Origin of the sequence: Paenibacillus sp. AR247 (genome assembly GCF_002968895.1) — a bacterium.
Lineage (GTDB): Bacteria > Bacillota > Bacilli > Paenibacillales > Paenibacillaceae > Paenibacillus_AQ > Paenibacillus_AQ favisporus.
Genome location: NZ_PCZT01000018.1, coordinates 76,470 through 88,443, shown reverse-complemented (window position 1 = coordinate 88,443; position 11,974 = coordinate 76,470). Strand labels below are relative to the sequence as shown.

General features: G+C 54.5%; 9 protein-coding genes. 3 read left to right on the top strand and 6 right to left on the bottom strand.

The features are described 5' to 3' along the window. A partial coding sequence (locus tag CPT76_RS26125) for a DUF6273 domain-containing protein (protein WP_258168813.1) occupies positions 1-405 on the top strand: 405 nt, incomplete at its 5' end. A gap of 23 nt (positions 406-428) precedes the next feature. Next, a complete protein-coding gene (locus CPT76_RS26120) occupies positions 429-1,337 on the top strand; it encodes an RCC1 domain-containing protein (RefSeq protein ID WP_105444986.1) in 909 nt (302 codons plus the stop codon). 154 nt (positions 1,338-1,491) lie between these two features. On the opposite strand, the gene CPT76_RS37820 is transcribed toward CPT76_RS26120, so the two are convergent. The 4 genes from CPT76_RS37820 to CPT76_RS26105 form a co-directional block, all read right to left on the bottom strand. After that, entirely contained in the window at positions 1,492-1,662 is a 171-nt protein-coding gene (locus tag CPT76_RS37820; protein WP_163881768.1) for a hypothetical protein, read from the bottom strand. Further along, the gene (locus CPT76_RS26115) at positions 1,659-2,675 is read right to left on the bottom strand and encodes a TIR domain-containing protein (RefSeq protein ID WP_181153048.1); all 1,017 of its coding nucleotides are present in this window, start codon (positions 2,673-2,675) and stop codon (positions 1,659-1,661) included. Before CPT76_RS26115 ends, CPT76_RS37820 begins: the two co-directional genes overlap by 4 nt. A gap of 301 nt (positions 2,676-2,976) precedes the next feature. Next, the gene (locus CPT76_RS26110) at positions 2,977-5,838 is read right to left on the bottom strand and encodes a family 78 glycoside hydrolase catalytic domain (RefSeq protein WP_105444984.1); all 2,862 of its coding nucleotides are present in this window, start codon (positions 5,836-5,838) and stop codon (positions 2,977-2,979) included. A gap of 183 nt (positions 5,839-6,021) precedes the next feature. After that, positions 6,022-6,615, bottom strand: coding sequence for a nitroreductase family protein (locus CPT76_RS26105; RefSeq protein WP_105444983.1), 594 nt, complete (start codon positions 6,613-6,615; stop codon positions 6,022-6,024). A 238-nt stretch (positions 6,616-6,853) separates the two neighbouring features. Between CPT76_RS26105 and CPT76_RS26100 the strand changes: the two genes are divergently transcribed. Then, entirely contained in the window at positions 6,854-8,299 is a 1,446-nt protein-coding gene (locus CPT76_RS26100; RefSeq protein WP_105444982.1) for an esterase-like activity of phytase family protein, read from the top strand. Positions 8,300-8,404: 105 nt separating this feature from the next. Here the strand turns inward: CPT76_RS26100 and CPT76_RS26095 are convergent, their stop codons facing one another. Then, positions 8,405-10,330 (bottom strand): PAS domain S-box protein, encoded by a 1,926-nt coding sequence (locus CPT76_RS26095; protein ID WP_105444981.1) that lies wholly within the window; start codon positions 10,328-10,330, stop codon positions 8,405-8,407. A gap of 379 nt (positions 10,331-10,709) precedes the next feature. Beyond that, positions 10,710-11,942, bottom strand: a complete 1,233-nt coding sequence (locus tag CPT76_RS26090; protein WP_105444980.1) for an aminopeptidase — start codon at positions 11,940-11,942, stop codon at positions 10,710-10,712. Positions 11,943-11,974: the final 32 nt, after the last annotated feature.

Genomic DNA, 11,974 nt, shown 5'->3' with positions numbered 1-11,974 from the left:
GCTTTTCGCGGCGCCGAAAAGCAATTCATCAAGACGGCTCATTGTACGGACAACGGAGAAGGCTGCCCGGATACGGAGGACAAGGTTTTTCTGCTTAGCGTTGCCGAGCTAGAGAACTTATCCGGGATTCACGGCAAGGATGTGAGGCGTGCGGTTGGAACCGATTTTGCCAAGACGAACAAGCCCGATGGATGCAGCTTATATGTATATGACAAATCGAACAAAGACAACTATATCCTCAAGGACGGCGAAGAAGCCGGCTGCTCCTGGTGGTGGCTGCGAACCCAAGGTAACAAGCCTTCACGCGCGTATTTTGTAGGGACAGGCTGCAGTATTCGCAGCTATGGGAATAACAGCATAAGCGGTTATGGCGTACGTCCTGCTATAAAAATAAATCTTTCCTAAGTTTTGTTTTCAAGGAGGTAGACATGGATTGCATGACATCGAAAGAAGCGGCGTTAAAGGTGAAACAGTGGCCTAGGCAAACTATAGCGGCGGGTCCCCGTCATACCGTTGGTCTGAAATCTGATGGCACGGTGGTGGTTGCAGGCGATAATAAATACGGCCAATGTGATGTAAGCGGCTGGCGTGATCTGGTGGCGGTTGCGGCCGGTAATGTTCATATGGCGGCGAACACAGGCAATGCCCATACTGTCGGTCTGAAATCGGACGGTACGGTGGTCGCGGCGGGTTGGAATAAGCATGGCCAATGCAGCGTAGACGGTTGGCGCGATATCGCAGCGGCAGCGGCAGGCTGGCGCCGTACCATCGGCCTGCGATCGGATGGCACGGTGGTAGCCGTGGGTCGAGATCATGAAGGCCAATGCGATGTTAGCGGCTGGCGTGATATAGCTGCGGTCGCGGCGGGTGACTGGCATACTGTGGGTCTTAAATTGGACGGCACAGTGACAGCCGTGGGTAATCATCGGTATGGCCAATGTAATGTTAGCAGCTGGAGCGGCATCGTCGCGGCAGCCGCAGGTTACCTTCATACCGTCGGGCTTCACTCGGATGGTACGGTGGCGGCTGTGGGTCTGAATAAGCACGGCCAATGCGATGTCAGCGGGTGGAGCGGAATGGTGGCGATTGCGGCGGGCAGTTATCATACCGTCGGCCTCAAATCGGACGGCACGGTAGTGGCTGTGGGTCACAACGAATATGGCCAGTGCGATGTAAGTGGCTGGGGTGATCTGGTGGCCGTCGCGGCGGGTTGTACGCATACCGTCGGACTGAAATCGGATGGCACGGTGGTGGCTGTGGGTCACAACGAATATGGCCAGTGCGATGTAAGCGGCTGGCGCGGCATCCTACTGCCCGGCACTTCGTTATCAATATGAATAACTCGACATTCCACGCGAAAACATGTGCCGGACTTCTAATTAGGCAAGGGGTACGCGACATTGAATCAAGCGGTTGACACCGCCCGGAGTATCCGATCCCGCCCGATCATATAAAAAAGACCGCATCCTGACGGAGTGCGGTCTAGCGTCATTATTTGTATACGGGTTTGCCGTATTCCGCCTTCTTCTCGAACAGAACGGTATACGTTTCGTCTGGGCCGTCAACGGACGGGGCTACCACTTTCTTCAGCCCGCTCAGAGGCAGGATCGCCGTACTCCTAAGACCATATTTGCGAAAAGTGGGTCTGTGTCGTTGACTCATGACGATTCCCCTCCTAATAAATCATGAATTGAATCCAGTAACGCTTTATTGAGATAACATATCTCCTCAAAAATCTGCTCCGTGACCTGGACGGAACCCCTCAGGTGGACCGTGAACACGTATCTTCTCGCTAAAGGATAACACAAGATATATTCCTTCACAACCGATTTGCGATTTCGTTGACTAAATGTCACATTTCCGCTGGCGTGAACGTCCACCACATGGATCGGTTCTTCTCCCGGTCTCAGGTTGACATTGGCATCCAAGGAATATTCATAGCCGATTTCGCCAACCCCGTCGCTGCCGACCTGCTTTATTGTACGGTCCCCGGCTTTGAAAAGTGCTGTGCCGCTGACCGTATACGGCGTGGAAATAAACGACAGCCGCAGCGCCCGGCAGATCCGGTTGTAAATATCCGTATCGAGTGCAGGCTTATGATTCAATTCCTCAAAAAAGCCGATAATCTTCAGCAGCCTGTCCCTCTCCTCTTCGGATTCACGGAGCAGATCGTAAGGATCGCTCTGTTTGCTGCCCCAATGCTCGATCATGCTGCCGATTTTACTGCACGAGACGCCCACGGCCGCATTCCAGTTGCGCGGGTTCATCTGATAGGTGAGCGTGGTCATGCCGAACAGATCCGAAGGCGTCTTAAAGCCTTCAATCCGTTCCTCCTCCTCATCCTCCTGCTCAGGAATATGCGACGGAACGAGAAAAAATACCCGTTCTCTCCCCAGTTTGCTCCAAAACAAGCCCATCTCAAACACCGTATTATCTCTGGCTGTATAATATAACTTACCCCGCACGAGCGTCACGTCATCAGGGTGGAACNCAAAAACCGCAAAATCGCTACCCTGGATCTGGGCTTCCAAGTCCTCCATCGTATAACGGTTGGCGTGAAACACTCCTCTATGCCAAGGAGTCACGACCGCGTAGTGCTCCAGTTCCTCCTGCACCGCATTCACGATCGGAATGGCTTCCCTGGATGAGCCGATGAAAACGAAAGGTTTGTCCATAACTCCCTCCAGAACATCCATAATCTACCTATTATCAGTATATCATAGCATGGTAGATTCAATGACTGTTACTTTTCGCGCTTACGAAAGTCCGCCCCATGATTTCAAAGTTTGCTATGTATGCCTGACAGAACTTGTCTATATAAAAAGGTTACAAAAAGTAAAGGACTGCGGACAGCCCTGCTGAACCGCAGCCTTCGTGTACAAGCCAAGTACCGGGAAGGGACGAGCTGCCTCACCGACAGCATCTGCCGTATAAGGTACGTCTCCACCATAAACGCTTGAATGATATCCTTTTCCGCTATACGAGCTCAACTTCACCCTGCATTCCTTCCGGAAAACGCACCTCGACCTCCACATCAGCCGGAGACTCCACGCGCAGCATCATCCGGTTGTCCGAAACGTTCCAGCGGACGCGGATTTCGCCGCCGTCCGGCAGCGGAACGATGCCGCTGGCCCAGGTTAGTCCGCACGGCTGGGGAGCGACCGCCACCTTGCTCCATCCGTCCTCCAGCCGTTTTACGCCGAGAATGCATTCGCCCAGAAAATATCCAGGGGCCGCGGACCAGGCATGGCAATGGCTCCGGGTGAGCTGGTTCGGATTGGCCCGGTTTTCGCTGAAGTTCGGGTACATCTCCCAGCAGGTGGTGGCATCGTTATCGATCATTTGCCCGTAATGAGCCCGAATGTCCGCGAGCAGCAGCTCGAACTGGCCGGCCTCCTCCAGCGCCTCGTAATAAAAGAAGGACATGAACGGGCTGCCAATCTGCACGAAATCCGCGGGAGGAAACTTCAAATAGGCTTCCATCAGCGCTTTTCTGCCGCCGGTAGCGGCCCCGCACAGGTAGGCGACCACCTGGGTCTGCATGCTGAAGGTATCGGAACGGCGGCCGTCCGCATGGATGCAGTCCAGATAGGCGTGGCGCTCATCGGACCATAAATGCTGGTTAATGGCTTCCGTCAGCCGCCTGGATGCTTCCTCATATGCGGCGGCGGTCCCTTCCTGCCCGGCCGCTGCCGCAATGGCTGCCGCATCGCGCAGCGCCTTGGCCAAGAACAGGTTCTGATGGGTCACGATGCCTTCACGCGGCTGATCGATCGGGGCCCAATCCAGGAAGTTCCAGCCCTTCATCTCCAGCAGTCCGTCCCCATTCAGATGTTCCAGGTAGGCCTCCATAGTCAGCTGAATCGCCGGCCAGATTTCCGCCGCAAACGCCGTGTCGTTCGTATGGGAAATAAATTCGCGGCAGGCGATGGCCCAGAAGAAGGTCCAGTTCGGGATCACGCTGTTCCAGGCGCTCGGCACCTGGTTCACATACAGCGGCGTCATGTCCGCCGATCCCGGAACCAGCCGCAGGCAGCGTTTGACGATGTCGGTCACGCCGAACACATAATAATTGACGAGCGCCTCATTGCGGCTGTCCCCGACCCAGAACACCTGCTCATAGGAAGGGCAGTCGATGAACGTGTCTTCCATGCACAGCCGGGTCGTGTGGCGGCTGATGTCCCAAATATCGTTCAGCCTGGCGTCCGAGCAGCGGAACGCGCCGATCTCGGCGGCGGGATACGTGCTCTGCCGGATGTATACTTCGTGAAGCTTCACCGGACCACGCTGTTCGCGGATGGTCAGAATCAAGTACCGGAAGCCGCGGCGGACGGGCGACAGGTAAGACTGGCGGCCGGACCGGCATATATAACGGAACGTATTTTCGAGGCCGTACGTATGCTGCCGGTAATCGTCCTTGATGTATTCGACCCCGTACGCATCAATGACCGTGCCTTCCGGCGCGTCCAGTTCGAGGCCGATAAAACCGGAACGCTCCTTGCCCAGATCAATCACGATCTCACAGTCACCATCGGGGAACGGCTCGAGCTGTGCGAAGTTCTGCGTCGGCAGCACCGCAAACTGCAGTTCCTGCGGCACCCGGTGTTTTTCGCTCAGCGTCCGCCACACGCTGGCCCCGAATACATCCACGGCCGAATACAGCTGTCTCGACACAGGCTGCATCCAGCGTTCATAGCCCTGAAGCTCCTGCTCGGTCCGGATCGTCTTCAGCCGTAAATAGTCCGGATCGTCCCTGCGGAGTTCCCGGCCGTCCTTGTAATCGATATACTCAACCGCATCGAAAGGGCCGACGGCCGTAAACGGATTGCCCTCCTCATTTAGTGCCGCGTGAAGTGGAGCCCGCAGCGTAAACGCCGCCTCGCTGTCCACTCCGATGTGGAACACCGAGCCGTGGTCGCCCGACGTAATGTCCATCAGCAGCAGATGACTCCCGCTGCCCAAGGTCAGCGTGTAGTATGTTTCCGGCTGATCCACATGCGCCGGGGTGCAGCGGATGCCGTCTACGTACAGATCGTCGGCCCGCGTTCCGGTCGGAAAGCCGATGGCTACTTCGCCGTCCTCTTCCATGACCAGTACCGCAGCCAATAGGCCGGTAAAGCCTACCGGGTTGGCGTGCGTGATGCTGTCCTTCACCATCTGGTTCCGCAGGTCGATGGCGGCCGTGAACCTTGGTGCCTTGACGCGTGCCAAAGACATCACCTTGGACGGGTACTTCTTCTCCTCCGTCAGGAACGGGATGTCCCTTGGAATGAGCCGCGTCCATGGCTGCGTTCCTGCCGGGCCAATTTCCAACGCGGCACTCCAGGAGGCGTCATCGTATCCCGGCCGGTTCCATGCCTCATCCCACAGCCTTGCGTCGTACACTTCGGCAAATCCCTGCTGACAAGACATCCGCGGAGAAGTGCTGTCCTGGGCCGCCAGCTTGGCCGTTCTCCAGGTCCGGTCCGTGGCGGCGATCACCTCGTCCCCGTACTCCACCTGGGCGATCAGTCCCCCGCGCCCGGCGAGATAATAAAAATTGGCCAGTCCAAAATGAAGGACAAGCACCGCAATCGTATTGTCAGCCCCCGGACGCAGCAGGTGCCCGATGCTGTATGTATCATACATCTGCTCCTTCGGCCAGGAGCGCGTCGTTCCCCTACCGGCCAGGTAACCGTTTACAAAAAGAACGTAGCGCGAGTCTGCGGTGATGCTGAGCGATACAGGGCGTCCCGGGTCCCCCTCATAGGCAAAGGTCTTGCGGAAGCATCTCCATTCATTCCGGGGGCTCGGCTCTCCCTCTCCCCAAATCCACAGCGCCTTCCAATGCTTATCCATCATAAGCCTCCTCTCTGCCCTAAGCTTTGTACAATCACCGCCCTGTTGTCAAGTAAAGCGGTGAAATTCAATTCAAGGAACATCATTTGACAGCTCTCCCTTCCCGTTTCACGAAAAAAAAGCCCGCGCTTGCCGCGCAGGCTCTTCTTCCGCATAAGAGCAGCCGCGTTATTCAGCCACCCTCTATTTCTTTAATGCATCCGCCCGGTCCACCCAGACGGTCAAATCCTGGTAAGGCGTGCGTTTGCCTTGAGGCGCCTGTCCTTCAGCCGGAACGCCCAGATAAATAAAGCCGAGTACCTTGTCGTTCGGGCCAAGACCGAAGTGCTCGTTCATCTTGGCGTGGTATGTCGGCTCGCCGGTTCTCCAGATCGCTCCGAGACCCAGGGCATGCGCTTCCAGCAGCATATTCTGGATCGCCGCGAACACCGCTCCGTACTCCTCCAGTTCAATCACCTTGGGGTGATCCTTCGGCGTGACCGCCACAGCGATGACAACCGGGGCGCGCATCGGCTTCTGCCGAGCCGATTCCGCCGCTGCTTCGGCTTCCGGGGATCCCGGTCCGCCCGCCTGCTCCACAGCGACTTCCGCCAATGCGTTGCCGAGCAGATCCCGTCCTTCCCCGCGAAGGACGAAGAAGCGCCATGGCTCGGTCATCCGGTGGTTCGGCGCCCAGGTGCCCGCCTCCAGAATTTGTTCAATGGAAGCGGCAGGCACTTCCTCCTGCGTCACTTTCCCGATGCTCCGTCTGGAGCGGATCGCTTCCGATACGTTCATATCTCATTCCCCACTCTCTTTAAGAATGCTTATTCAAGTCCTGTGTACTATTGTAGCAAAAAACGGACCGCGATTTCTAACCCGGCGATTCCATCGGGCTTCTCCAAGCTGCGTGAAGACGGAAGTTTACCCCCTTTTACCCTGCGGTGACGTTCCGATAATGATGCGTTAACACTGCAAGCGTACACTGAAGCAGACAAGCTGTTTATACATATCCTTCGGGAAGGGGTTCATCACTATGACAAAAAAATGGTTCGTTTCCGCCCTCGCGGCCTTGTCCGTGGGGGGCACAGCCCTGCTTCAGAGCGCATCGGCAGCACCGGCCGATGTGAAGTATTCCGTTAATGGACAGTCGTTTACACCGTCCGTCCCTGCCGTTGAGCAGCAGGATCACCTGTATTTTCCGATCCGCGACCTCGGCAACCTGCTCGGCAAGTATGTCGACTGGGACGAAGTTCGCCAAACGGCTTCTTTTACGGACAAGCCCAAGCTGACCGGTAAATACACGTTGGATCATGCGGATCTGGCGGAGGGCATCAAATTTGGCATTGGCTCCTCGCTGACGCATATCCCGGGCGACCCGGATAACGTCTTCTATACGACGGCTGACCGCGGCCCGAACGGGGAAATCGACGTAAACGGCGAGACCCGCCGGACGTTCCCGCTGCCGAACTATACGCCGTCCATCTATAAAATCCAGCTGGATCAAGGGAAAATCACCGTCCTGGAGACCATTCCGCTCAAAATCAACGGCACAGATCCCGTGACGGGCAGCAGCAAGATTACAGGACTGCCGAACCTGAAATCCCGGGACGAGGTCCCTTATGAGACGACCGCCCAGAAAGTCATCTCTTACGATCCTTATGGACTTGATGTCGAAGGGCTTGCCTACAATCCACAAGACGATACATTCTGGATCTCCGACGAGTACGGCCCGTACCTCGTACAGGTAAAACGCGACGGTACGCTGGTGCAGCGCCTGGCTCCCCAAGGGATCAGCTCCGAGCTGAACACGGCAGCGCTGCCGCTGAAGAATACGCTGCCTGCCGTTTATTTGGACCGCCGCCAGAACCGCGGTGCAGAAGCGGTCGGAATTACGCCGGACGGGAAGTGGATGTTCATGGCTATGCAGAGCCCGCTGCGGAATCCCGACAAGAGCGTCGATAATTCCCGGGCGCTCCGCATTTTGAAGATCGACCTGGCCACTCTCAAGCCGGTAGCCGAATACGCCTATCTTACTGAAGACGCTGGCCAGTTTAAGGACCTGAAGCAATCCGATATCGTCATTTCTGATCTTAACGTCATCGATGAGAACACCCTGCTGATCGACGAACGTGACAAAAATGCCGGCGATGCCGCCCAGCTCAAACGGATTTATGCCATCAACCTGACCGATGCAACCAACATTCTCGGCAAGTATGACGAGGCGGGACCTAGCGGCAAAACGCTGGAGCAGATGAGCCCGGCCGAGCTTCGCCAAGCCGGCATTATGACGCCGCTCAAGCGGACCGTTCTCGATGCGGTGGAATTCAACTATCCGAACGAGAAAATTGAAGGCATCTCGCTGGTGAACGGACATACGCTGGTCATTGTGAACGACAATGACTTTGGCGTCACCAATCCGGATGCCAAGGAAAACGGCACGGACCTGTGGACCTTCGAGCTTCCCTACGATTTAAAATAAGGCGCAAATCTATAAAAGACCGGCCATGGAGACTCCCTCCGTGGCCGGTCTTTTTGAATTCCGCGAAAAGCCGTTTAGGATCGGCGGTCAATCTTCGCCCTGCCGTTACCGCCGGCTGCCAACCTTTCGCTTGACCTGCTCCAATACAGCAAGAACAGGCTGGCTTTTGACAGGCTTGCTGATGTATTCGTCCATCCCTGCCCCGAGGCAGATATCCCGGTCCTCCTTCAGCGCGTTGGCCGTGACCGCCACGATCATCGGACAGCTATCCTTCGGCAGGGTCGCCCGAAGCTTGCGGGTCGTCTCCAGACCGTTCATACCAGGCATCTGGACGTCCATGAAGATGATGTCATACTTCGTATTCTCGGCTTCCCGCAGCACATCGTGGCCGTTGGTGACGACGGTCACCGCATGGCCCTGCTTCTCCAGCATTTTGCGGAGCACGATCTGGTTGATCTCATTGTCCTCCGCAATCAGGATGTTGAGCGGATCGGTGTCGGATGTTTCCTTTTGTTCGCAGTGCTTGGCATGCTCAGGCTCCTGCCGGTTCTTGAGAAGGACCGTAAACACAAAGGTCGTTCCCGGACCTTCCTTTTTCTCTACCCATATATTGCCGCCCATGACGTTCACGAGCTTCTTGCTGATGGCCAGCCCCAGCCCGGTTCCTTCATAATTGCGGGTCATGAAATTATCCACCTGGGAGAACGGTTCGAAGATCGCTTCCAGCTTGTTATCCGGAATGCCGATGCCTGTATCCGATACCTTGAATTCCAGATCGATCAGCTCGTCCTCCTCGAACACCTTCCGGACGCTGACCGTAATCCCTCCATGAAGCGTAAACTTCACCGCGTTGCCCACGAGGTTCATGAGAACCTGCTTGATCCGCTTGGGATCCCCGAAGAGCATCTCCGGAATGTCGTCCTCAACGGTAAAGGACATCTCCAGCTGTTTGGCGCTCGCCTTGGCGGACACCATATCGAACGTTTCCTGGATGCACTGTTTCAGATCGAACAGATCCTCCTGCAGTTCCGTCATACCGGCTTCCACCTTGGAAAAATCCAGAATATCGTTGATGATGGCCAGCAGCGTTTCACCGCTCTTGCGGATAATTTCGATATATTCCTTCTGCTCATCGTCGAGGTCCGTCGTCGTCTCCAGCAAATCCGTCATTCCGATGACACCATTCATCGGCGTCCGGATCTCATGGCTCATCATCGCCAGAAACTCGCTTTTCGCTTTATTCGTACTTTCCGCCAGCTCCTTGGCCATAATGAGCTGCCGCTGCTCGGTGAAATCCTTGGCAATGATATAGAAGCCCACATTTTTGTTGTTGATGATGATGGGTGCCAGCGTCGTGATGACCTCCACCATGTGGCCGTCCTTATGCCGGAGCGTCTTGATATCCTGTTCTACGGTCGGGTTGTTCAGCGCTTCCTTCAACACCCGCTGCAAGTTCCGCTCCCCGATAAAGCGCGCAATGCTCCTGCCCGCCATCTCGCTGACCTTGCAGCCGGTCATCTGCTCGGCTCGGGTATTGGAATTCAAAATATTTCCATTTAAATCGAGTGAAATGATCGCGTCGTGGTTATATCTTTTTAGGGAGGTATACCGCTCGACGGTTTCCTGCAGCTTCTGCTCGGCAGCCTTGGTATGGGAAATATCGTTCAAAACGACGATGTAATGTTCGGGATTTCCATCCGCGTCCGGCATAATGGAAATATGCACGGCCGCCCACACGATTCTCTCATCTTTCCGGATGTATCGGCCCTCTATTTCGATGGAAGTCTGCTCGGGATAGTTTTGAATAAGCGTTCTCACCTGGTTCAAATTGGTATCCAGATCCTCGCGGTAAATCAACCTCTCAAAACGCTGTTTCTGAAGTTCCTCCCAGGAATATCCCAGAATGCGGGTGAGCGCCGGGTTTGCTTGAACCCATTCTCCCCGGACGGTAATCACGGCAACACCAAAAGGAGCATTTTGGTACACATGCTGTAAATAAGAATACTCCTCATCATTCTGTACTCTGTTCATTTTGCGCCTCCTGCCATGGTAGTGCAGCCTGGTTTTTGTATTTTTCTCTCCATCATGTTTATATCTTAAAGGAACTGCTGTCCGACCCCTGACATACCAAAATAAGCATAAGCATGCTTATAAAAAGATATAAACAAAATTGACGATTTTGAAACCTTTTTAACGACAATTATGACAAAATGATGGCGAAATTTATAGACCAACTTTTTTCCTTTTCCAGGTTTTCTTCGTGAAATAAACGACCGAATGGACGATGACCCCAAGATTAGGGTCACCTTAAGATTGTACCAATCAGAACGCAAAGAAACCGCTCTTTCTCAAAAAGGCGGTTTCTTTGTTCGCCTAAAGGCGTAAGAAGCGGCCGGAATGGTCAGAATGGTCAGAATGCCCAGTTTCCGTTACGCAAGATTGCTTCTTTGCGTCCATCCCGCGTTATTCCGTCAATGGATAGATCGGCTGCGCCAATCATGAAGTCCTCGTGAACCAGGCTCTGATTTGCGCCTTTGTTCAGCAGTTCCTCCACATCCATTTTTTTGCCGTTCTGAAGATTGACCGGGTAGGCTTGACCGAGCGCCAGATGGCAGGAGGCATTTTCGTCGAACAATGTATTATAAAAGATCACATTCGAATTCGAAATCGGAGAGTCGTGAGGAACGAGTGCAACCTCGCCTAACCTCCGCGCTCCTTCATCTGTATCCAAAAGCTTCTGCAGCGCCTCGGCTCCTTCCTCGGCAGCAAACTCGATGACTTTGCCGTCCTTAAAGGTCAACGAGAAATTATTGATGACCACGCCGTTATAATTTAGCGGCTTCGTGCTTTTCACGGTTCCGTTGACGCCGTCCCTGCTTGGAAGCGTGTAAACTTCCTCTGTCGGGATATTCGGATTAAACAAGACCCCGTTTTCGTTATACTTAGCGCCTCCAAGCCAAATGTGGCCTTCGGGTAAATCAATCGTCAGCGAAGTGCCTGTCGCTTCGAATTGAAGCTGCCTGTAGCTTTTGTCATTCAAAATTTGAACCATTTTGCCGAGTCTTGCGTTATGTACTCCCCATGCGGATACCGGGTCTTCATGATCGATCCGGGTCGCTTCAATAATATGCTCCCACAGTTTTAGCACCGCGGAATTTTCTTCTTCACCAGGGAACACCTTATTTGCCCATTCCGGCGTGGCGTACGACAATAACGTCCAGGCATTTTTGTGGGCCATCAGATAGCTGCGGTATTTGTTCAACGCGGCGGCGGCCGTTTTGGACGCTATGGCAACGCGGTCAGGTTCCACGTCGTTCAGCAAATCTGGATCAGGAGAGTAGATTTGAATGAATGCCGCTCCGCTTTCCGCATACTGCACCATGGCGTCTGCCCGCCACTGCGGATATTCCGACAATGCTTTTTCCGGAGCATGCAGGTACTTTATCCTCGACAGCTGCTCATCGTTATACTCCACATAGACATTGTGAGCACCGGCTTCGTATGCTTTCAGCGAAATCAGCCGGACAAGGTTTGCGGCCATAATCGGCGCCATTATCACGACGGTCTGCCCAGGTTGGACGTTCACCCCTACCTTGACGGCTAGCTCCGCGTAATTTTCTAATTGCCGCTTTGTTGGATACATCAAATTTCCTCCATTTGCACGAAGTGCTTCTC